The 21250-nt window shown below is 74.1% G+C and carries 23 protein-coding genes; 10 read left to right on the top strand and 13 right to left on the bottom strand.

Features of this window, described 5'->3' with window-relative positions; translation table 11 throughout:
• Nucleotides 1-125: 125 nt before the first annotated feature.
• Genes ACPXBU_RS10435 through ACPXBU_RS10400 form a run of 8 tightly spaced genes read right to left on the bottom strand, consistent with a single transcriptional unit; the run spans nucleotide 126 to nucleotide 8724 of the window.
• Nucleotides 126-1109, bottom strand: a complete 984-nt coding sequence (locus tag ACPXBU_RS10435) for a DNA topoisomerase IB (RefSeq protein ID WP_425757884.1) — start codon at nucleotides 1107-1109, stop codon at nucleotides 126-128.
• On the bottom strand, nucleotides 1093-2046 hold the full coding sequence (locus tag ACPXBU_RS10430) for a glycosyltransferase family 9 protein (protein WP_425757883.1): 954 nt from the start codon (nucleotides 2044-2046) through the stop codon (nucleotides 1093-1095). The genes ACPXBU_RS10435 and ACPXBU_RS10430 overlap by 17 nt, the downstream gene beginning before the upstream one ends.
• A complete protein-coding gene (locus ACPXBU_RS10425) occupies nucleotides 2043-2744 on the bottom strand; it encodes an SDR family oxidoreductase (RefSeq protein ID WP_393367645.1) in 702 nt (233 codons plus the stop codon). The genes ACPXBU_RS10430 and ACPXBU_RS10425 overlap by 4 nt, the downstream gene beginning before the upstream one ends.
• On the bottom strand, nucleotides 2741-4165 hold the full coding sequence (locus tag ACPXBU_RS10420) for a PfkB family carbohydrate kinase (RefSeq protein WP_425757882.1): 1425 nt from the start codon (nucleotides 4163-4165) through the stop codon (nucleotides 2741-2743). The genes ACPXBU_RS10425 and ACPXBU_RS10420 overlap by 4 nt, the downstream gene beginning before the upstream one ends.
• A gap of 17 nt (nucleotides 4166-4182) precedes the next feature.
• A complete protein-coding gene (locus ACPXBU_RS10415; protein WP_425758010.1) occupies nucleotides 4183-4863 on the bottom strand; it encodes a D-sedoheptulose-7-phosphate isomerase in 681 nt (226 codons plus the stop codon).
• A complete protein-coding gene (locus tag ACPXBU_RS10410) occupies nucleotides 4860-6077 on the bottom strand; it encodes a glycosyltransferase (RefSeq protein ID WP_393367641.1) in 1218 nt (405 codons plus the stop codon). Before ACPXBU_RS10410 ends, ACPXBU_RS10415 begins: the two co-directional genes overlap by 4 nt.
• Entirely contained in the window at nucleotides 6062-7036 is a 975-nt protein-coding gene (locus ACPXBU_RS10405; RefSeq protein ID WP_425757881.1) for a glycosyltransferase, read from the bottom strand. Before ACPXBU_RS10405 ends, ACPXBU_RS10410 begins: the two co-directional genes overlap by 16 nt.
• Nucleotides 7033-8724: an HAD-IIIA family hydrolase gene (locus tag ACPXBU_RS10400; RefSeq protein WP_425757880.1), complete on the bottom strand. Its 1692-nt coding sequence runs from the start codon at nucleotides 8722-8724 to the stop codon at nucleotides 7033-7035. Before ACPXBU_RS10400 ends, ACPXBU_RS10405 begins: the two co-directional genes overlap by 4 nt.
• A 155-nt stretch (nucleotides 8725-8879) precedes the next feature.
• On the opposite strand from ACPXBU_RS10400, the gene ACPXBU_RS10395 reads away from it, so the two are divergent.
• The 3 genes from ACPXBU_RS10395 (at nucleotide 8880) to ACPXBU_RS10385 (ending at nucleotide 11387) form a co-directional block, all read left to right on the top strand.
• Entirely contained in the window at nucleotides 8880-9326 is a 447-nt protein-coding gene (locus ACPXBU_RS10395) for an SRPBCC family protein (RefSeq protein WP_393367636.1), read from the top strand.
• Nucleotides 9323-10324, top strand: coding sequence for an SDR family oxidoreductase (locus ACPXBU_RS10390; RefSeq protein ID WP_425757879.1), 1002 nt, complete (start codon nucleotides 9323-9325; stop codon nucleotides 10322-10324). The genes ACPXBU_RS10395 and ACPXBU_RS10390 overlap by 4 nt, the downstream gene beginning before the upstream one ends.
• A gap of 295 nt (nucleotides 10325-10619) precedes the next feature.
• Nucleotides 10620-11387, top strand: coding sequence for a polyprenol monophosphomannose synthase (locus ACPXBU_RS10385; RefSeq protein ID WP_425757878.1), 768 nt, complete (start codon nucleotides 10620-10622; stop codon nucleotides 11385-11387).
• Between the two features lie 186 nt (nucleotides 11388-11573).
• Here ACPXBU_RS10385 and ACPXBU_RS10380 read toward each other — a convergent pair whose 3' ends face one another.
• Entirely contained in the window at nucleotides 11574-13181 is a 1608-nt protein-coding gene (locus ACPXBU_RS10380; RefSeq protein WP_425757877.1) for a phytoene desaturase family protein, read from the bottom strand.
• A gap of 72 nt (nucleotides 13182-13253) precedes the next feature.
• Here ACPXBU_RS10380 and ACPXBU_RS10375 point away from each other — a divergent pair, with 72 nt between their 5' ends.
• Entirely contained in the window at nucleotides 13254-14687 is a 1434-nt protein-coding gene (locus tag ACPXBU_RS10375; RefSeq protein ID WP_425757876.1) for an aldehyde dehydrogenase family protein, read from the top strand.
• A 93-nt stretch (nucleotides 14688-14780) separates the two neighbouring features.
• Here the strand turns inward: ACPXBU_RS10375 and ACPXBU_RS10370 are convergent, their stop codons facing one another.
• A complete protein-coding gene (locus ACPXBU_RS10370; RefSeq protein WP_393367627.1) occupies nucleotides 14781-15182 on the bottom strand; it encodes a ChaB family protein in 402 nt (133 codons plus the stop codon).
• A 176-nt stretch (nucleotides 15183-15358) separates the two neighbouring features.
• Between ACPXBU_RS10370 and ACPXBU_RS10365 the strand changes: the two genes are divergently transcribed.
• The 4 genes from ACPXBU_RS10365 (at nucleotide 15359) to ACPXBU_RS10350 (ending at nucleotide 17805) form a co-directional block, all read left to right on the top strand.
• Nucleotides 15359-16366: a YihY/virulence factor BrkB family protein gene (locus ACPXBU_RS10365; protein WP_393367626.1), complete on the top strand. Its 1008-nt coding sequence runs from the start codon at nucleotides 15359-15361 to the stop codon at nucleotides 16364-16366.
• 118 nt (nucleotides 16367-16484) lie between these two features.
• Nucleotides 16485-16901 carry a DUF2795 domain-containing protein gene (locus tag ACPXBU_RS10360; protein ID WP_393367624.1) on the top strand — a complete coding sequence of 139 codons (417 nt, stop codon included), beginning with the start codon at nucleotides 16485-16487 and terminating at the stop codon, nucleotides 16899-16901.
• A gap of 51 nt (nucleotides 16902-16952) precedes the next feature.
• Nucleotides 16953-17414 carry an SRPBCC family protein gene (locus ACPXBU_RS10355; protein WP_357411772.1) on the top strand — a complete coding sequence of 154 codons (462 nt, stop codon included), beginning with the start codon at nucleotides 16953-16955 and terminating at the stop codon, nucleotides 17412-17414.
• 130 nt (nucleotides 17415-17544) lie between these two features.
• A complete protein-coding gene (locus ACPXBU_RS10350) occupies nucleotides 17545-17805 on the top strand; it encodes a hypothetical protein (protein ID WP_425757875.1) in 261 nt (86 codons plus the stop codon).
• Here ACPXBU_RS10350 and ACPXBU_RS10345 read toward each other — a convergent pair.
• Nucleotides 17763-19031: an MFS transporter gene (locus tag ACPXBU_RS10345; protein ID WP_425757874.1), complete on the bottom strand. Its 1269-nt coding sequence runs from the start codon at nucleotides 19029-19031 to the stop codon at nucleotides 17763-17765. The two genes, ACPXBU_RS10350 and ACPXBU_RS10345, sit on opposite strands and share 43 nt — an antisense overlap.
• A 158-nt stretch (nucleotides 19032-19189) precedes the next feature.
• Between ACPXBU_RS10345 and ACPXBU_RS10340 the strand changes: the two genes are divergently transcribed.
• Entirely contained in the window at nucleotides 19190-19399 is a 210-nt protein-coding gene (locus tag ACPXBU_RS10340) for a hypothetical protein (RefSeq protein ID WP_393367619.1), read from the top strand.
• Here ACPXBU_RS10340 and ACPXBU_RS10335 read toward each other — a convergent pair.
• Nucleotides 19396-19845 carry a hypothetical protein gene (locus tag ACPXBU_RS10335; RefSeq protein WP_393367617.1) on the bottom strand — a complete coding sequence of 150 codons (450 nt, stop codon included), beginning with the start codon at nucleotides 19843-19845 and terminating at the stop codon, nucleotides 19396-19398. The genes ACPXBU_RS10340 and ACPXBU_RS10335 overlap by 4 nt on opposite strands.
• Nucleotides 19846-20001: 156 nt before the next feature.
• Between ACPXBU_RS10335 and ACPXBU_RS10330 the strand changes: the two genes are divergently transcribed.
• Entirely contained in the window at nucleotides 20002-20355 is a 354-nt protein-coding gene (locus tag ACPXBU_RS10330) for a DUF6401 family natural product biosynthesis protein (protein WP_425757873.1), read from the top strand.
• Between the two features lie 65 nt (nucleotides 20356-20420).
• Here ACPXBU_RS10330 and ACPXBU_RS10325 read toward each other — a convergent pair whose 3' ends face one another.
• Nucleotides 20421-21230 (bottom strand): mechanosensitive ion channel family protein, encoded by an 810-nt coding sequence (locus ACPXBU_RS10325; RefSeq protein WP_393367975.1) that lies wholly within the window; start codon nucleotides 21228-21230, stop codon nucleotides 20421-20423.
• Between the last annotated feature and the right edge of the window lie 20 nt (nucleotides 21231-21250).

The following is a 21250-nucleotide window of genomic DNA, read 5'->3' as shown; positions in this document are numbered from 1 at the left end:
CCGCCAACGGGGGCCGTGGCGAGGCGCCCGCCGCGCGAGCGGCGGGCGGCCGCCCGGTGGCGCCCCGGTGGTGCCGAGGCTCCGGCCCCGTCGCGCGCATCCCCCCAAATCGCCGACGGGGTCGGTCAGGCCTTCTCCAGCAGCTCCAGGACCACCCGCTCGGCCTCCTCACGGGGCGCCCCCGGGTCCACCGAGGCCACCACCCCGTCGTGGTACAGGTCGACCACCCGCGGGTCCACGTACGACGCCCGAGCCACCGTCGGGGTGTTGCCCAGCAGCTCGGCGACCTCGCGCATCACGGCGACCACCGCCTTGCGCCGGGCCGTCACCGAGCGGCCCGGGCCGGCGGTGGCCAACTCGGTGGCGGCGAGCACCGTGGCGTGCCAGGTGCGGAAGTCCTTGGCGGTCATCTCCCCGCCGCTGGCGTCCCGCAGGTAGCCGTTGACCTCGTCGCTGCGCACGTCGCGCCAATCCCGGCCGTCCCAGTAGCCGAACAGCCGATCCGCCCGTCGCCGACGACGGCGCAGATTGGCCAACACCTGGCACAGCTCCGGGTCCTCGATCCGGCGTACCTGTTCGATGCCACCCTTGGCCGGAAACACCAGGACCACGCAGCCGCGCCGGGACCGGGCGTGCTCGGGGCGCAACGTGGACACCCCGTACGTCGGGTCGTCGCCGGCCGCGTACTGGTCGCTGCCGACCCGGAACATGCCCATGTCCAACAGTCGGGCCACCGTGGCCAGCACCCGGTCCCGGCCCAGCCCACGGCCGTCCAGGTCACGGCCCACCCGCTCGCGCAGCACCGGCAGCCGCCGGGCCACCTCCAGCATGCGGTCGAACTTCGCCTCGTCCTGCTGCTCCCGCCACTGCGGGTGGTAGACGTACTGCTTGCGCCCGGCCGCGTCGATCCCGATCGCCTGGATGTGGCCGTTCGCGTGCGGCGCGATCCACACGTTCTGCCAGGCCGGAGGGATGACCAGCTCCCGCAGCCGGGCCAGCGTCTCCGGATCCCGGACCGGAGCACCGGTCGGGTCGACGAAGAGCCAGCCCCGACCGCGCCGACGCCGCCCGTACCCCGATCGACCCGGGTCGCTACGCCGCAACCGCACCGGAGACCCGCACCACCTTGTCCACCTCGGCCACGGCGGCCAACACCTCGTCGAGGCGCAGAGCCACCATCGTCGGGTGGCTTCCTACCCCGTCCCACCCCGGCCAATCGCCCTCGCCGGCCCAGAGCACCCGGTGCCGGGGTCGGTCCACCGGCGGCCCCCAGCGCGCCGGCGGCACCGGCCCGAAGAGGACCACCGACGCGGTGCCGAACCCGGTGGCCAGGTGAGCCACCCCGGTGTCCCCGCTGACCACCAACCGGGCGTTGGCCACCACCGCGGCGAGCCCTCCGAGGTCGGTCCGGCCGGCCAGCACGGCGTCGGGCGGCAGGCCGGCCGCGTCGGCCACCCGGGTCGCCAGCGCCCGTTCGTCGGCCGAGCCGGTGAGCAGGACCCGGTGCCCCTGGTCGGTGAGCGTCCGGGCCAGCGCGGCGAACCGCTCGGCGGGCCACCGCTTCGCGGGGACCTTGCTGCCGGGATGCAGCACTGTGACGCCGGTAGGCAGCCCGGCCGACCCGGGCCGGCGCAGACCGAGGTCGGTGCGATCGGCCGCGATGTCGTACCAGGACAGCAGCCGGCACCACCTGTCCACCTCGTGCTCGTCGACGGACCACGGCGGGCCGTCGACAAAGCCGGCCTCGGCGTTGGCGAAGGCCAGCAGCCGGCCCGGCCGGGTGGTCGCCAGCACCAGGTGCGACCGCGGGCCGCGGCCGTGCAGGTTGACCGCCACCGACACCGCCGACCCGGGCCGCGGGGGCCGATCCAGACCGGCGGTGTCGACCAGCCGGTCGACGCCGCCGACCAGGTCGACAAGCGGCGCCAGCCAGGCGGGCGCGGCGAGCGCCAACTCCCCACCGGGGTACGCGGCCCGCAGCGCCCGCAGCGCGGGCACCGCGGTGAGCAGGTCGCCGACGCCGAGCGCCCGCAGCACGAGGATCACGGGTACGAGGTCTCCTGCTCGGCGCAGACCACCAGTTCCCGCACCGCGCAGCCGGGCGGCTGGTGGAGCGCGAACATGACCGCGGCGGCCGTGTCGGCGGGATCGTTGAGGATCGCGTCGGGCCCCGGCTTGTACTGCGGGTCGCGCTCGTCGAAGAACGACGTACGCATCCCGCCCGGGATGAGCAGCGTGACGCCTACCTGCCCGGCGAGCTCGGCGGCGAGGGCGCGGGTGAAGCCCACCACGCCGAACTTCGCCGCGCAGTAGGCGGTGGCGTCGCTGACCGCCTTGACGCCGAGCGTGGAGGCGACAGTGACGATGCGGCCCCGCGACGTGAGCAGGAACGGCAGGGCGGCCCGGATCACCGCCGCGGTGGCGAGCAGATCCACGGCGATGATCCGGTCCCAGGTCTCCCCCGGCACGTCGGCGAGTCGACCCGGCACGTCCGTGCCGGCGGCGGTGACCACCGCGTCCAGGCCGCCGGCCTGCTCGGCGAGGTGCTGGGTGGCCACCTCGGCGGCCCGGGTGTCGGCCAGGTCGCACTCGGTCCAGGACACCCCGTCGGCCGGCGGCTGCCGGTCCAGCACGATGGGTCGACCGCCGGAGGCGGCCACCGCGGCGACCACCGCCGCGCCGAGCCCGCTCGCGCCGCCGGTGACCAGGACTGTGGGCCCGGCGCCGGGCCGCGCGCCGGTCATCGGGTGCGCTCCCCGATGGAGCGAACGATCAGATCGGTGGTGGAACGACCGTCGAGATACGGCACCACCACCGTGTTCCCACCCCACCGGCGCAGGACCTCCGCCTCCGGCAGGGTGGCGGCGGCGTCGCCACCGCCGGTGGCGTAGTCACCACCCTTGACCCAGATGTCCGGTCGGACCCAGGACAACGCCGCGTCCGGGGTCGGCTCGTCGAAGATGAGCACCGCGTCGACGCAGCTCAGGGCGGCCAGCAGCCGACTGCGGTCACCCTCGGACATCACCGGTCGGTCCGGCCCCTTCAGCCCGGCCACGCTGGCGTCCGAGTTCACGCACACGATCAGGCAGTCACCGAGCTGCCGGGCCGCCTGGAGGGTGGCCACGTGCCCGGCGTGCAGCAGGTCGAAGCAACCGCCGGTGGCCACCACCGTGCCGCCCGCGGCCCGTACCTCGCCGAGGAGCGTCGCGACCGCCGCGACGCCCACCCGGTCACCGCCCGGACCGGCGACGCTCGTCGGCGTGGGACGCACCGGCGGTGGCAGCGCCGCCGCCACTCCCCCACCGGCGACGTACGCGGACGCCTCGGCGACCGCCGCCTGCACCGCCTCGGAGACCAGCGCGCCCTCGGCCAACGCGAGGCTGGCGGCGGCCGCGAACCGGTCACCGGCCCCGCACGTGTCGCCCTCGGCGCTGCCCGGGGTCGGCACCACAAGCGGCGTCGACCCGGCGTGGCAGAGCAGCGCGCCGTCGCCGCCGAGCGTCACCGCGACCGCGCCGGCGCGCCAGCGTCGCCGTAGCCCCTGTGCGCCACGCGACGCGGCGGCCAGCCGGGAGGCGCCGGGCAGGGCGGGGACCAGTTCACGCATCTCCGACTCGTTCGGAGTGGCCAGGTGCACACCGGGGACGGCCGCCGGGCCGCGCGGGTGCGGGTCCCACACCACCGGCGCGCGGGTGGCGGCCAACGCCTGGCGCAGCGCCGGCTGCCGGGCCACCCCCCGGCCGTAGTCGCTGACCAGCACCGCGGACGCCGCCCCGATCACCCGGAGCACCTCGTCGGAGGGCTGCCCCGGCTCCCCGGACGTGCCGCCCCGGTCGTGGCGCAGCAGCACCCGACCCCGGGCCCGCAGCCGGATCTTCTCCGGTGTCGCACCGGACAGGGCCAGCGGATACACCCGCACGCCGGCCGCGGCGAGCAGCGCGCTCAGGCGGGCCCCGCCGGCGTCGTCGGCGAGCGCGGTCACCAGCACCACCTCGGCGCCCTGCGCGGCGGCGAACACCGCCGCCAGACCGGCGCCACCCGGTCGGTCGCTGGCGGCGGTCTCGTCCAGGACCGGCACCGGGGAGTCCGGGCAGAGCCGGTTCACCACCCCTTCCACGTCCCGGTCGAGCAGGGTGTCGCCGAGCACCACCACCGGTCCCCTCACGCTTGCCTCCCCATCGCTCACGCGTCGACCTGCTGTCCGGACCCACCGTCGAGCACCACTTCGACCCCGCTGCGCACCGGTGCCGGCTCCCCCGTCGCGGAAGGGACGACCACCGGATCGGCGACTGCCGCCAGCTCCTGCTCGAGGTACTCGCAGAGCAGGTGACTGGTCACGAGGTGCAACTCCTGCACGACCTGGGTGTCCGGCGACGCGACGGCCAGCACCTCGTCGCAGGCGTCGGCGAGGGGATTCGGGGCGACGCCGGTGAGAGCCCAGGTGGTCAGGCCGGCCGCGCGGGCGGCCTGCGCGGCGCGGACCAGATTGGGGCTGCTGCCACTGGTGCTCAGCAGCAGCAGGACGTCGCCGGGGCGGCCGTGCGCGCGCACCTGCCGGGCGTACACGTCGGTGTAGCCGTAGTCGTTCGCGATGGCGGTGAGCGCGCTCGTCTCGGCGTGCAGCGCGATCGCCGACAGCGGCTGCCGGTCGTGGTGGAGCTTGCCGACCAGCTCGGCCGTGAGGTGCTGGGCCTCGGCGGCGCTGCCGCCGTTGCCGGCCACCAACAGGCGACCCCCGGCGCCCAGCCGGTGGGCCAGGTCGGCGCCCCAGCGGGCCAACTGCGACTCACACCGCCGGTACGGCACCAGCGCCGCGGCGAGGTTCGTCAGGTGGGTGTCGAACAGGCTGCCGGCCGGCATCAGGCCACCACCCGGGCCGGGCGGCGAACGGCGGCGACCTCGCTGTAGACCTCGACCAGCCGCTCGGCGGTGGCCGCCCACGAGTACCGCGCGCGGGCCCGCTCGCGGGCCGCCGTGGCGTACGCGAACCGCCTGATCCGATCGTCGAGCAGACCCTGGATCGCGCTGGCCAACGCCTGCGGGTCCCGGGCCGGCACCAGGTCACCCGTCGTCCCGTCGACCACGGTGTCCCGGATGCCGCCGACGGCGGTGCCGACCACCGGCACCCCACACGCCATCGCCTCCAGCGGGGTCAACCCGAACGGCTCGTACCAGGGTGCGGCGACAAGCAGGTCCGCCGAGCGGTACCAGCGGCCCATCTCCTCCCGGGGTACCGCGCCGACCAGGTGCACCCGGTCGGCCACCCCGCAGGTCTCCGCCAGGGCCCGCAGCCGCCGGGCGTACGGGTCGGTCTCCAGCAGCCCCTCGGGCGGGCCGCCGACCACCACGCACTCGGCGTCACCGACCAGGGCCATCGCGCGGATCACGGTCTGGAAGCCCTTGCGTTCGACGAGCCGACCCACGGTCAGGATCCGGGCCCGTCCCGGCGCACGGTCGGCGGCCGGCCCGAGCGGGGCGAACGTGGCGAGGTTGACTCCGGAGGGCACCACAGTCATCCGGGACCGGGGCACGCCCATCCGCACCAGCTCGCCCACCTCGTCGCGGCACTGCGCGACGATCCGGTCCACCGAGCGGCCCAACTCGCGCTCGTAGGAGACCCGACGGGCCGGGCTGGTGTCCTGTACGCCCTGGTAGCGGCGCTTCACGGTGCCCAGCGCGTGGTACGTCTGCACCACCGGCACCCCGGTCTGCCGGCCGGCGGTCAGCGCTGCCAGGCCACTCATCCAGAAGTGCGCGTGGATCACCTCGGGCACCCAGTCCCCGCCCCGCCAGCGCTCGATCAGCCACGCGCTGAACTCGCGCATGTGCGGCAGCAGGGCGTCCTTGGCCACCGGCTCGGCCGGGCCGGCCGGCACGTGCACCACGTCGTACCCGTCCGGGCTGCGGACGGTCACCGGCAGGTCGAGCGCGTCCCGGCGGGTGTACACCCGCACCTCGTGCCCGGCGGCGGCGAGCGCGGCGGACAGCTCCGCGACGTGCGTGTTCTGGCCGCCGGCGTCCTCCCCTCCGAGGACGGCGAGCGGGCTGGCGTGCTCCGAGATCATCGCGATCCGCATACTTCCTCCTCCAGCAGCCGGTCCCAGTCAGCGAGGAAACGGTCGAGGCCGTACCTGTCCCGCGCGGCGGTCCGCGCCGCCGCGCCGGCCTGGCGCGCGGTCGCCGGTTCGGCGATGAACCGGCGGGCGGCATCGAGCAGGGTGTCGGTCCGGGTGGCGAGGGCGCCCGCCTCCGGCGGCACCGCCGTCACCGCCTCGGTGGTGGCGAGCGCGACGACAGGCATGCCGATCGCCATCGCCTCGATGAGGCTGAGCCCGAGCGAGGTCCACCGGCACAGGTGCAGGTACGCGCGCCGCCGGGCCAGTTCGGCGTGCATCCGGTCCTGGGGCACGTCGTCGTGGCTGACGAGCCGGTCGGCGGGCAGCCCGAGGTGGTCGGCCAGGCCGGCCACACCCATCCCGAACACGTCGAGCGGCGCGATCTCGGCGAACCGGGGCAGCAGGTCGGTGCCGGTGACCCGACCCCGCCGGACCGGCTCGTTGATCACCACGGCGAGCCGGTCGAGTTCGCCGGTGTAGGAGACGGCGGGGGCGACGATGCCGTGGTCCACCACCGTGGTGCGGGCGGTCCCGGTGTCCCAGAAGATCTGGTTGAACCCGGTGACGTGGGCGATGAGCAGGTCGTCGCTGTCGGCCATCGGGTGCCGGGTGTTCGGCACGTCGCCCTTCGGGGTGTTGTGCTCGACGTAGATGGCCGGGATGTCGCGACCCGGGCGGCGGCGCAGCCACGCCTCGGCCCGCTCGATCTCCTCCGGCCGTTGCAGGATGACCACGTCCACGTCGGCGCCCGGCAGATCCTCCGGGGTGACCTCGACCGCGCTGTCCGGCCACGGGTAGGTGCGGGCCCGGCCGAGACCGTACGGGCCGCGGTCGGGTGTGGTGGGGATCAGGTAGCGGTGGCTGCCGTGCACGAACGACGTGGTCCAGGAACCGTGCACGTGCCAGAGCAGGATGTTCATCGCCGGCCACCACCGGTGACGGTGAGCGTCCGCAGCGCGTCGACCACCTCGTCCGGGTCGATGCCGCTCAGGCAGGGGTGCCCGGGGACCGGACAGTGTGTCGCGCGGGTGTCCCGGCAGGGTGCGGCGGCGTCGCCGAGCCGGACAGTGGGCACCCGGTAGGGCCCCCACTGGCCGAACGGGACGGTCGGCGCGAAGAGACTCACCACGGGCACGCCGGCCGCGGCGGCCAGGTGTGCGGGGCCCGTGTTGCCGACCACGACCGCGCTGGCGTCCGCCATGATCCCGGCCAGCCCGGCCAGGTCGGTCCGGCCGCCCAGGTCGGTGCCGCCGGCCGCCGCCACCCGGGCCGTTACCTCCCGCTCGTCCGGGCCGCCGGTGACGAGCACCCGGTGCCCGGCCGCGGTCAGCGCCCCGGCGATCCGGGTCGCCACCTCCGGCGGGCAGGCCCGGCTGGACGCGGCCGAACCGGGGTGCAGCACCACGTACCCCGGGTCGCCGAGATCGGCCGGGCGCGGCGGCACGACGTCGCGGCGCAGCCGGAGCACGGGTTCGTCGCCGTCGGGCAGCCGGTGGCCGGCGGCGGCGGCGAGGGAGAGGGCACGTTCGGGTTCGGGGACGCCCACCGGCACCCGGTGCCGGACGTCCAGCAGCGAACCCGGATAGTCGTCGCTGATCGCCGCGATCCGGCCGACCCCCGCCATCCGCAGCAGCAGCGCCAGCGGCAGCGCGGACTGGTGGAACGAGGTGAACACCACCGCCTGATCCGCACCGACCGCGCCCAGCCGCGCGGTCAGACTCCGCACCGCCTCCGGGTCGACCGGCCCCGGCGTGGGGTCGATCCACGGCAGCGGGTGCTCGATGATCTCGTCGACGCCGGGCAACAGGTCGGCGGCGGCCCGGCCACGCGGCCCACACAGCAGCACCACCCGCTGCGCCCCGGCCGCGACGGCGCGGATCGCCGGCCCGGTCACCAGCACGTCCCCCGCCGAATCCGACCGGACCACCAACGCCGTCCGCACCGGGTCGTCCGGCGGGGTCGCGGGTCGCACGGCCTGTTGGCGGCGCAGGATCTCGTCCACCGCCGCCGGCAGATCGGTGGCCAACCAGCCGGCGGCGGCGATCTCCTCCGGTCGCGTCACCGGGGTGGGCACCAGCACTCCCGCCGCCCCGGCGGCCAGCGCGGCGGCGACGTCCCGCCCGATGTCGCCCACCAGCACACACCGGGACGCGGTCGTGCCCAGCTCCCGGGCGGCGGCGTACACCAGGCCGGGCGCCGGCTTGCGGCAGTCACAGCCGTCGGCGTCGTCGTGCGGACAGACGAGCCACGCGTCGAACCGGCCCAGCAGCTCCTCGACGCGGGCGTGCACGGCCCGCATCTGCTCCTCGCTGAAATAGCCCCGGGCCAGGCCCGACTGGTTCGTCACGACCGCCAGGCGCAGCCCGGCCGCCCGCAACCGGTCCAGCGCCGCCCGCGCCCCCGGCACCGGTCGCACCTTCTCCGGGTCGCCGTTGTACGGCACGTCCTCGATCAGGGTGCCGTCGCGGTCCAGCAGCACCGCGTCGTACAGGACGGGTCGGGTGCTCTGGCCGGAGGTGCGCCCGGACCCGGCGGAACCGGCGCGGTCAGCAGCGGCGTAAACCGTGGCTGACCTGCGCTGATACGGATCCCCCTGGTCCTGTCGCACAGCCGGCGGGTTCCCTGCGCCCGAAGGAGTAAACGTCGTCGGTCCAGGGGTGGGCCAGCGCCGCCAGCGGTGCCCAGAGTCGGCCTTACCCGCCGTCCGGGAGAAGCTAACCCGCCGGTCGTTAGCCCGCGCCCGACCGGGGGTATGGAAGCCCAGTGGCGATTGTGGAGAAAGTGATCGACGCGCCCCCGCAGCAGGTGTTCGACGTGCTCGCCGACGGGTGGACGTACAGCGACTGGGTGGTGGGCACGGCACACGTACGTGCCGTGGACGACGCCTGGCCCCGGGTGGGCAGCCAACTGCACCACCGGGCCGGGCCGTGGCCGTTCTCCCTGCAGGACGCGTCGACGGTGCTGGTCTGCGAGCCGCCGCACCGGCTCGTGCTGAAGGCGGGCCTCTGGCCGGCCGGTGAGGCGATCGTGGTCTTCACGCTGCAACCCGTCGACGGGGGCGCCACCCGGGTCCGCCTCGGGGAGGACTTCGCCGCCGGCCCGCTGCGCTGGGTCCGCAACAAGGTCAACGACCTGGTGCTGCACCTGCGCAACCGGGAGACGCTGGACCGGCTCGCCGACATCGCCACCCGACAGAAAGGGCAGCAGTGACGTTGACGGTGGTGGTGACCGGAGCGAGCGCCGGCGTCGGTCGGGCCGTCGCCCACGCGTACGCGGCCCGAGGCGCCCGGCTCGCGCTGCTGGCCCGGGGCGAAGCGGGCCTGGCCGCCGCCGAACGGGAGTGCCGACAGCGCGGCGCCGCCGACGTACGCGCGTACCGGGTCGACGTGGCCGACGCGGGCGCGGTGCAGCAGGCCGCCGACGACGTGGTGCACCGCTGGGGCGGCATCGACGTGTGGATCAACAACGCCATGGTGTCGGTGTTCGCGCCGGCCTGGGAGATCCCGGCGCGGGAGTTCCGCCGGGTCACCGAGGTCACCTACCTGGGCACGGTGCACGGCACCCTGGCGGCGCTGCGGCACATGCGGGCACACGCGCGGGGCACGATCGTGCAGGTGGGTTCCGCGTTGGCCTACCGGGGCATCCCGTTGCAGTCGGCGTACTGCGCGAGCAAGCACGCCATCCAGGGATTCAACGACTCGCTGCGCGCCGAGCTGCTGCACGACTGCCCGGCGGTGAAGCTGTCGATGGTGCAGTTGCCCGCGGTCAACACGCCACAGTTCTCCTGGGTTCGCACCCGGCTGCCCCGGCATCCGCAGCCGGTGCCGCCGATCTTCACACCGGAGCTGGCCGCGCGGGCGATCGTGTGGGCCGCCGACCGGGGCACCCGGGAGCTGAACGTGGGCGGCCCGACGTGGCAGGCCCGGTTGGCCGACATCCTGTTCCCCGGCCTGCTCGACCGGAAGCTGGCCCGCGACGGCTACGACAGCCAGCAGACCGGCGACGAGATCGATCCGCGCGCCTGGCGGGACAATCTCGACCACCCCGGCGACGCCGAGACGGACCGGGGCACGGCGGGCGTGTTCCGCGAACAGGCCCGCAACCGGTCGGCGGCGCTCTGGGTCGGCACCCACAAGCCGGCGTTGTCAGGTGCCGCGCTCGCCGTCGCGGCGCTCGCCCTGACCGCGGCGGCCCGTCGACGACGCTGACGGCTCTGCCGGCGCCAGCGAGTCACCGAGGTTGACCGGTCGGTCGGCGGCCGCGGGTCACCGCCGGCTCGGCGGCGGCGAGTCGCCGGCGTTGAGCGGTCGGCGGCAGCGAGTCGCCGGCGTTGAGCGGTCGTCGCGGCCACCTGGCACGCACCGTTCGCGACCAGCGGGATCGATACGCGCGCCCGGCGTGGCAGCGGCGTCCGCAACGCCCGGAAGGGGTGCCTCTTCAACCCGAATGTGACAACTGGATACCCTTTCCGGGAGCCCCTGTCCGCAAACCGAGGATGTCCGCATGATCGAGCCTGTGCCGCTACCGTCGCCGTGGCGGGACGCACGCCTGACCGTCGTCGTGCCCACCTACAACGAGGCGGGCAACCTGCCCACGCTGGTGGAGCGCCTGCTCGCCCTGCCACTGCCCGGTCTGCGCATCCTCGTCGCCGACGACAACTCCCCCGACGGCACCGGCGACGTGGCCGACAAACTGGCCATCGAGCATCCGGACCGGATCGAGGTCGTGCACCGGGCCGGCAAGGAGGGCCTCGGCCGGGCGTACGTCGACGGGATGACTCGGGCGCTCGATGGCGGCGCCGAGTACGTGGCGCAGATGGACGCGGACCTGTCGCACCCGCCGGAGGCGCTGCCGGGGATGCTGGGCGCGCTGCTGTCCACCCAGGCGAGCGTGGTGATCGGTTCCCGCTACGTGCCCGGTGGGGAGCTGGACGAGAACTGGCCGCTGTACCGCCGGGCCCTCAGCGGCTGGGCGAACCTCTACGTGCACACCCTGTTGCGGGTGCGCATCCGGGACCTGACCGCCGGTTTCAAGATCTGGCGGGCGGACGCGTTGCGCGACATCGGTCTGCACCGGGTGCAGTCCAACGGCTACAGCTTCCAGGTGGAGATGCACTACCTGGCCACCAAGTTGGGCCACACCATCCTGGAGGTGCCGATCCGCTTCGAGGAGCGGCGCGACGGCATCTCCAAGATGACCACCGCGACAAAGGTGGAGAGCGCTCTGATGCCGTTCCGCCTCCGCAGCAAACACCGCAACATAACCCGCTAACCCACCCCACCCCCGGCCCCGGCCCCGGCCGGCCCCACCCCACCCGGCCCCGCCGGTTGATCATGAGGTTATAGCGGCGACACGCCGACGCGAGTGGCTATAACCTCATGATCAACGGGCGGCGGCGGGGGTGGGCGGTGCGCGGGAGGGGTGCGGGGGTGGGGGGCGGCGGGGTGCGGGTTTGGGTTAGGTGGGGTAGATGGCTTGGTGGGCTTTGGTGATGGCTGCGGCGTAGGCGCGGCCGGTGAGGGCGCGGTCGCGGGCCAACGCCGCGCGGGCCGCGTTCGCACCCGGTGCGCCGTGGACACCGCCGCCGGGGTGCGCCGACGCGCTGGCCAGGAAGAGCCGGTCCACCGGGGTGTCCGCTCGGCCCAGGCCGGGGATCGGGCGCAGGAACAGCTGCTGGTACGCGGCAGCGGTGCCGCCGCCCAGCGCGCCTCCGACCAGGCTCGGGTTGTCCCGCTCCAGCTCGGCGGGCCCGGCGACGTGTCGGCCGACGACGAGCTGCCGGAAACCGGGGGCCGCCGCCTCCAGCACGTCCTCCATCCGCTGCACATGCGCAGCGATGTCCTCGGCCCGCCAGTCCCGGCGGAACGGCAGGTGGGTGTACGCCCAGAGCGACTCGGTGCCCGGCGGGGAGTGGCTGGGCTCGGCCACCGACATCTGCCCGACCAGCAGGAACGGGTCGCGGGGTAGTTCACCTCGGGCCAACTCGCCCGCGTAGTGGGTCAACCCGTCGAGGTCCGCGCCCAGGTGCACGGTGCCGGCGCCGGCCAGCTCCCGGTTGGTCCAGGGCACCGGCGCGGAGAGGGCCCAGTCCACCTTCAGCGTCGACCCGTCCCACCGGAAGTGCGCCAGGTCCTCGACCAGCCGCGACGGCAGGGCTGCCGCGCCGACCAGGTCGAGGAACAACGCCGGCGCGGGCACGTCGGCGAGCACGGCCCGGCGGGCCCGCCACAACGTGCCGCCCTCGGTACGCACCCCCATCGCCCGGCCCCGGGCGGTGAGCACCCGGTCGACGCGGGCGCCGTAGAGGATCGTCCCCCCACGCTCCTGTAGCCGGGCCACGAGCGCGTTGGTGATCTGCTGGGCGCCGCCCTCGGGCACCGGCCAGCCGATCTGTTGGCCGAGCATGGCCAGCAGCCAGCCGTACACCCCGGAGCCGGCCTCCTCCGGGGACAGGTCGGTGTGCAGGGCGCAGCCGGCCAGCAGGGCCGGCCCGCCGTCGCCATCGAAGAGTTCGTCGCCGAGCTTCCGGACCGGCAGGACCAGGCGTCGTGCCAGTCGCAGCGCGCCGGCGACGCGCAGTCGACGCAGCAGGCCCAGCCCTCCGCGTACGGGTGGGAACGGCGTGGTGATCGCCGTCAGCATGGGCTCGGCCACCTCGACCCAGTCGGTGTAGGCGTTGAGCCAGCGCTTGCCGTCGCCGGGGGCGAACTGCTCAAGCGAGGCGGCCGTGACGTCCGGGTCCCGGTTGATCACCGCGGCCCGACCGTCCGGCAGCAGGTGCGCCAGCACGTCCGGCGCGTGCCGCCAGGACAGGCCGTGCCGACCCAGGTCGAGGCCGCGCAGCACCGGCGAGGCGTACCCCAGAGGGTAGAAGGAGCTGTAGAGGTCGCTCAGGTAGCCGGGCGCGGTCACCTCGGCGGAGCGGATCGCGCCGCCGGGCACCGCCGTGGCCTCCAGCACCACCACCTCCCAGCCGGCGTCCGCCAGCAGGTTGGCCGCCACCAGGCCGTTGTGGCCGGCCCCGACGACGACGGCGTCCACGCTCTGCGCGGCGGTGGTTGTCATCCGATCCGCCTACCCGGCACGCAACCGGGCGAAACGCGTTTGCCCTGCCGGGGCCGGGGCATGCAGCGCCGCATGTACACGGTTGCGCAGTTGGTGGGTGGGGTGTGGGGGGCCGGCGGCGACGGCGGTGAACTGGTGGTGCGCGACCCGGCGGACGACTCGCCGGTGAGCACGGTGCCGGTGGCCACCGCCGACGAGGTCGGCAAGGCGACGCAGGCGGCCCGCAACGCGGCCGCGCAGTGGGCGGCGACCGCGCCGGCCGAGCGGGCCGCGGCGCTGCACCGGGCCGCGGACGCGGTGGCGGAGGTCGTCGAGGAGCTGTCCGCGGCGGTCACCGCCGAAATGGGCAAGCCGTTGGCGGACGCCCGCGGCGGCGTCGAGGCGGGCATCGGCACCCTGCGACAGTACGCGGAACTGGCTCCGCTGCGCGGCGGGCGGACGCTCAACGGCGTACCGGACGCGCTGGACTTCATGACCCCGCAGCCCCGCGGTGTGGTGGCTGTGCTCACGCCCTGGAACGACCCGGTGGCGGTCTCCTGCGGGCTGCTCGGCGCCGCCCTGGTGACCGGCAACGTGGTGCTCTACAAGCCCAGCGAACGGACGCCCGCGACGGGCTGGCTGCTGGCCCGGGCACTTGACCGGGCGTTGCCGGCCGGCGTGTTGTCGCTGCTCACCGGCGGCCCCGAGGTCGGTGCGGCGCTGGCCGCCCAGGAGGTCGACGTGGTGGCGCACGTGGGATCCTCGGCGACCGGGCGGGCGATCGCCGCCGCGGCGGCTCGCACCGGCGCGAAGGTGCTGCTGGAGAACGGCGGCAGTGATCCGTTGATCGTGGACGCGGGCGTGGACCCGGAGTGGGCGGCGGAGCAGGCCGCCCTGGGCGCGTTCGCCAACGCCGGGCAGCTCTGCGTGGCGGTGGAGCGGATCTATGTGCACCGGGAGGTGGCCGAGGACTTCGTGGCCGCGCTGGTCCGTCGCGCCGGAGCACTGCGGGTCGGGCCGGGCCGGGACCCGGACACCGAGCTGGGCCCGCTCGTCGACAGGCGGCACCGGGATCACGTCCACGGGCAGGTTGCGGCGGCGGTGGCGGCCGGCGCCCGGGTGCGGACCGGCGGCGAGGCGCCGGACGGGCCGGGGGCGTTCTACCCGGCCACCGTGGTCACCGACTGCCGGCACGACATGCCGTTGGTACGGGAGGAGACGTTCGGGCCGGTCGCCCCGGTCGTGGTCGTCGACTCGTTCGACGAGGCGCTGCGCTGCGCCGCGGACTCCCCGTACGGGCTGGCCGCCACCGTGCTGACCAGGTCGATGAGTCACGCGCAGCGCGCCTGGCGGGAGCTGCCGGTGGGCACCGTGAAGGTCAACGCGGTGTTCGGGGGCGCGCCGGGCGGGGCCGCGCACCCACGGCGGGGCAGTGGGCACGGCTTCGGTTACGGCCCGGAGCTGCTGGACGAGTTCACCGCCACGAAGGCGGTGCACATCGAGGCGCCGGGCGGCGGGCAGTGGTGAAGCCAGGCCGCGGGCACCAGTGAACGGTACGGGCGGACGCAGGGGTGGCGCGTCCGCCCGTACCGTGTCGGTGTTTTCCACCCGCGGTGGTGGTCAGTCGCCGCGGGCCTTGCGGGTGGCCCGGTCGTTGGCCTTCTCGATCGCCGTGACCAGTTCCGGTTTGGTCATGCTGGACCGACCGGGAACGTCGAGCCTGCGGGCCACCGACATGAGGTGGTCCTTGGTGGCGTTGGCGTCCACTCCACCGGCGGTGGGCGCCCGCCGTTCCGGCCCACCGCCGGCGGCCTGCTCGTCGCTCGGGCCCTTGTGGCCCTTCGGCTCCCAGTGGTCGCCCACCTTCTCGAACTGGTGCTTCACCGCGGCGAAGGCGGTGCGGTGCGACCGCTCCCCCTCGCCGTAGGTCTCCACGGCCGAGTCGTGCGTCTTCTCCCAGGTGCGCTGCGCCTTCTCCGGGGAGCGTCGCAGCGTGCTGGGCAGGTCTTCGCGCCCGGGCATCTCGTCCTCCTCCGTGCCGACAGGGTCACCGTGACCGTTCCCCGCTGACGCGGCGGCAAACCATACGCGCGGCGCGCACGACGCCGGCCACGTTTCTCGATTTCCCGATCCGGGTATCGGTGGCCAGGCCCGACCGGACGACCGGTCATCCGGCGGCCGGGGCGCAGGGAGCGGGCATGACGACCACGGAGCCCGGTACGACGCGCGACGGCGCACCCGGCACGCGCGACGGCGCGCCTGACACGCGTGTCCCCCGCCGGATGCGGCAGCTGAGCTGGCGGACCTGGCGTGGGGTGCTGGTCCGCAGCGTGCAGAACTTCGTCAACGACAACTGCTCCGACTGGGCCGCCGCGCTCACCTACTACGGGGTCCTGGCGCTCTTCCCGTCCGCCATCGTGGTGGTCGCCCTGGTCGGTCTGGTCTCCGACGGCGAGCGGACCCTGGACACGGTGGTCGACCTGGCCAAACAGGTGGGCGCCGGGTCGGTGGTGACCGGCGACGACGGCGGGGTTGTCGGAGTGCTCCGGTCCGTGGTGGTCCAGGAGCACAACGCCAAGGTGCTGCTGAGCTTCGGCCTGCTCGGTGCGTTGTGGTCCGCGTCGGGGTTCATCGGCGCGTTCACCCGGGCCTCCAACGCCATCTACGGGGTGACCGAGGGCCGGCCGGTCTGGAAGTTGCGGCCGATCCAGATCGGCCTGGCCGCGGTGACGCTCGTGCTGCTCGCGGTGGTCGCCCTCGCGCTCATCGTCAGCGGCCCGGTCACCGACGCGGTCGGCGATCTGATCAACGCCGGTGGCCTGGCCCGGACGGTGTGGAGCGTGGCGAAGTGGCCGGTCCTCGCCATGGTCATGATGGTGCTGTTGTCGCTGCTGTTCTGGATCGCACCGAACGTGCGCCAGCCCCGCTTCCGCTGGCTCACCCCCGGCGGCGCGGTGGCACTGGTCTCCTGGGCGGCGGTCTCCTTCGGCTTCGGCTTCTACGTGGCCACCTTCGCCTCGTACCGGACGACCTACGGCAGCCTGGGCGCGGCCATCGCGTTCCTGGTCTGGCTCTACCTGTCCAACTCGGCGCTGATGCTGGGGGTGCAGATCAACGCCGAGGTGCAGCGCGGGCGGCAGTTGCAGGCCGGCGACCCCGACCCGGAGGACCCGGTGCTGCCGCCCCGCAAGCGCGGCGACGACTGAGCCACCGGTCTCGCGCCGGTCGTCTCTCGCGCCGGTCGTCCGGTTCCGGGTCGGGCCATGGGCCCATTCGTGGCCCGGTGCCGGTTTACCGGGCAGGGTGCCGGGTAGCGCAGAAGGCATGGAGCGTGGCAACAGCAAGCACGGACCGAGGATCGACGAACAGATGAGTCAGGAGGTCAGCGGCCTCGTGCAGGGGCCGGGGACCGGTGGCTCTCGGGTCGACGAGTCGCGGGTGCCGGAGCCGGCTGGCGAGGACCAGCCGGAGACGACCACCGCGCCGGCGGGCGACCTGCGTACCGGCACCCCGCAGGGGATGAGTTCCACGGACGTCGAGCAGCGCAGCCGGCTGGGCCGGTTCATCTCGATGAGCGCGCTGCCGGGCGACCGCCTGGTGCTCATCGCCAGCGCCCGCGAGAACGCGGCGCCGGACGACATCGTGGCGGCGCTGGAGCGACTGCCCGAGGGCACCCTCTACCAGACGGTCTCCGAGGTGTGGGCCGCTCTCGGCAACAAGAACGAGACAACTCGCTGGTGACGGGTCGTCCCCCGACTCGATGACCACCAGCGGCCGAAGGAGGTTCTTCAGATGAGTGGCGTTACCGAACATGTGGACGTTTCCGTGCCCGTACGCACCGCGTACGACCAGTGGACGCAGTTCGAGCAGTTCCCCGAGTTCATGGAGGGCGTGTCGGAGGTCCGGCAGCTCTCCGACACGATGACCCACTGGACCGTGGACATCGCCGGGGTGAAGCGTGAGTTCGACGCCGAGATCACCGAACAGCTTCCCGACGAGCGGGTGGCCTGGCGCTCCACCGACGGCACCCAGCAGGCCGGCGTGGTGACCTTCCACCGGCTCGACGCGGACAAGACGCGGGTCACCCTCCAGCTCGAGTTCGAGCCGCACGGTGTGGTCGAGCAGGCCGGCGACAAGCTCGGCATCGTCGACAGGCGCGCCAAGGGCGACCTGGAGCGGTTCAAGACCTACATCGAGCGGCGCGGTCAGGAGACCGGCGCGTGGCGCGGCGCGGTGGACCGCCCGCAGCCCTGATCCCCGCCCGCACGACACCCGATGGCCGCCGGAGTCCCGGCGGCCATCGCCGTGTCGACGCCCCCGGCCGGCCACGAGCCCGGTCGCGTGGCGCCGTTTGCGATCATCGCGCCCGGGTACCGCTCAAGACATGACCGACGACAACATCAGGGTGTGGCGAGACGAGGAGCGGCTTCCGCTCGAGGAGTTGGAGAAGGCCGTGTCGGGCTCCAGCCTCGACGGGCAGGCCGACGACGTGACCGGCAACGACGCCGGCGAGGAAGCCGCGTTCGGGCACGGGCCGGCCGCCTCGGACCGCGACGGGCAGGCCCGGGGCAACAGTCGCGAGGCGACCGACCCGGAACGCCCCTACCGTCCCTCCACCACCGGCCGGACCGGGCCGGACGTCTGACCCTCCCCGCCGGCTGCGGCGGACACCGGCCGCCCGGTCGAGCGCCGGGCGCCCCACTCGTAGAGCGCGATCAACGCCAGCGCGAGCACCACCAGGGTCGAGCCCAGCACCTGCACCGACGTGTTGCTGATCAACACACCGAGCCCGGCCGGGACGAGCGCCGCGCCGATGCCGGAGGCGCCCACCTGCAACCCGATGGCCCGGTCCGCGTGGGCGGCGCCGACACGGTCGGCGGTGGTGAGGGTGAGCAGCGGGAACACCGGCGCGGCGGCGAACCCCACCACGACCAGGCCGAGCACCGCCAGCGCGGCCGGCCCGGGTACGGCGATCAGCACCGCGCCCACGGCCATTCCGACGAGGCTGACCCGCAGCACGAGCCGGGCGCCCAGCCGCTCGGCCACCACGCCCTGCACGACCCGGCCGACGAAGAGGCTCCCCCAGTACGCCGAGACGCAGACGCCGCCCACCGCCGCGCTCAGGCCGCGACCCTCGGTCAGCAGCAGGAACGCCCACAGGCCGGCGGACACCTCGATGGCGACGTACAGCGCGAAGGCGAGCGTCCCGGACCACACCGCCGGCAGCCGCAGGGTCGCCCCGATCGGAATCCGGACGGCCGAAGCGCTCGCGGCCCCTGCGGTTGCGGCCTCGGTGGCGTCCGGGCCCCGTTGCCAGGCCCGCACGGTGAGCGCGAACGCGGTGGCGAGGGCGAGTTGGGCGGCGGCCACGATGCCGTACCCCCAACGCCAGGACAGTCCGGCGCTCAGCACCCCGGTCATGATCAGCGGACCGATCGCCACGCCCAGGCCGAAGAAGGCGTGCAACCAGTTCATGTGGCGCGGCCCGAAGGCCCCGGCGGCGTACGCGTTGAGCCCGGAGTCGACCGCGCCGGACCCGAGCCCGACCAGCAGCGCGCAGCCCACCAGCACGGCCAGCACCGGGCTCAGGGCATAGCCGGTCAGTGCCAGGCTGGCCAGCAGGGTGCTGCCGGCGAGCAGCGCGCCCACGCCGATGCGGGCCAGCGTGAAACCGGCCAGCACGCTTGAGGTCAGATAGCCGACGGTGCCCGCGGTGAGCACCAGACCGACCGCGTCGGTCGGCACGTCGAAGTCGCCCCGGATCGAGGGCCAGCCGACACCGAGCAGGGAGTCGGGCAGACCGAGGCTGACGAACGCGAGGTAGGCCAGCAGGAGCAGGGAGGCGCGGGGGCGTACGGGCGTGGTCGACACGGGGCACCATCCTGCCGCAGGGGCACCCTAGTGCCGTCGGCGCCCGTTTGCGCGCCGCGCAAAGAAGTCGTGTCCGGACGGTCGAGAAAACGGACAGCTCATCCAGAATCGGCCGATCGGGGGACGGCAAACGGGCTGACTCGCGTAAGAATTTCGGGATGCATCAAGGCTCCGGAATCCTCTCGACGCGTCAGCGCCGGCTGGCCTGGCTCGGCTTCCTGCTCGCCGCCCTGCAGGCGCCCGTGTCCGCCCGACTGGTCGCCGACGACTCGTGGCTGTTCAGCCTCTGCGTCGCGCTGATGGTGGCGACCGTGATCATCGCCGATGACGCGGCACGCCGACGCCCGGCCGACGCGACAACCGACTAGGGTCCGCTGCCCGGCCGGGCCTCGTGGCCCGGTCGGCCGTGGCTGCGACGGCGTTCCTTCATCTCCGCCTCGTAGAGGTGGCGTCGTCCGCCCACCAACTCGTCCCGGGCCTGCCGGTCCAACTCCCGAAACAGCGCGTGGTAGCCGTCGTCGAAGTCCTCGACGATCTGGAACGTCCACCGCCCGGCGATGACGTTGCGGCCCAGCAACTCCGTGTCGATCCGGTCGGCGAGCTGCTGGTGACCGGCGTCGCGAAACTGCTCCACCGCGTCGCCGAGGATGAGATCGGCGTGCCCGATCAACTGGTGCAACGAGTACAGGTGCCCCCGGGCCCGCTCCACGCACTCCAGCGCCTCGCTGAGCCTGCCGAGCGCGGCGACCGTCGCGTCGCTCACCCCGGGTGGTCGCCGGTGTCGCTCGTCCGGTCCGTCCGGCTGCTGTCCCATTGCCTGCCTCCGTGCCGTGAAACGCCTGTGCCTCTCCTGCTGCCCCGTCTGCGCCGGATCAACCCCCGCGGTCAGCACCGAACGGCACGTGGCGCGGCCGACATCCGCCGAGTGGCCGACGGCAACGCCGTCACCTGTCGGTTAGCCTCGGTCACCATGCGTGTGCCGTTCAACCGGGTCGCCACCCGTACCGCCGTCGACTCGGCGCGGTCCACCCTGGCCGCCCTCACCGTCTCCCTCGGCACCGTCGGGCTCGCGGCCGCCGCCGCGCGACCGGGGCTGCTGGCCCTCGTCGACCAGCACGCGGCCGCCGTGCGGGACAGCCTCGACGGTGACCGCCAGCCGCTGACCGCCGCGGCCCTCGCCGGCTACGTCGAGGGGGTACGCGCCGCCGCGCTGGAGCACGGGTTGGCGCCGCCGGACGGGCCGGTGGACTGGAGCCACCCCGAGTGGCTGCTCACCCGGCTGCTCGCGGTCTGCGCGCTGGCCCGCTCGCTCGACGGGGTCTGACGGACAGGGGGAGGGCACCCCGCGCCGTACGCGGAACACCCTCCCCACCGTGCCGTACCGCCTCGCTACGAGCGGTACTGCGGAGCCTCGTCCACCCGCGGCATCGCCTGGGTGCGATCACCCCCGCGGTCGGCCATCTGCCGCTCCACGTCGCTGCGTCCGGCCGCGTTGGCCTGACGCTGCTGCTGCACCGCCCGAGCCTCCCGGGCGGCCCGATCCAGCCAGCCGTCCCAGCGGTTCTGCATCGGCTTCACGAGACCACCACCGACACCGACGATCAGGATGCCGGCCACCGTGGCGAGCACCGCGATCAGCACCGGGGTCGTCACCGTGGTGGCGATACCCACCTGGTTCAGTGCGGCGATCACACCGAGCGCGATGATGAAGATCGCCGTGAGGTCGGCCAGGACCTTGCCGTACGACAGCCCGCCCAGCGCGCCGGTGACCAGATCCCGGGCGGCGTTGGCGATCGCAGCCGCCACCACCACGATGACGATCGCGACGAACGCCCGCGGCAGCCAGGACACCACGCCGCTGATCAGGTCACTGATCGCGTTCGGCCCCCAGACTCCGAACGCGAACTGCAGCGTGAACAGCAGTACGGCGTAGTAGGCCAGTCTGGCCAGAATGTCGGAGGCGTCGTACTTCGTTCTCTCCAGGGCCCGTTTGATACCGCCACGTTCGACCGCCTGGTCGAAGTGCACCCGTTCCAGCACCGTATCCACGATCTTGAGGACGGCTCTGGCGATGAGCCAGCCGACCACCAGGATGACGATGAAGGCCACTGCCTTCGGGATGAAGAGCAGCACCGACCTCCAGGTGTCGGCGATGGCATCGCCGATGTCGGCCTGCCGGACCGCGAGGGTTTTCAGCATGATGTCCCTCCTGTCGCATG

It is taken from the genome of Micromonospora sp. DT231 (genome assembly GCF_049847025.1).
Taxonomy (GTDB): domain Bacteria; phylum Actinomycetota; class Actinomycetes; order Mycobacteriales; family Micromonosporaceae; genus Micromonospora.
The sequence above is the reverse complement of the archived record's forward strand: the minus strand, read 5'-3'. Positions and strand labels throughout refer to the sequence as shown.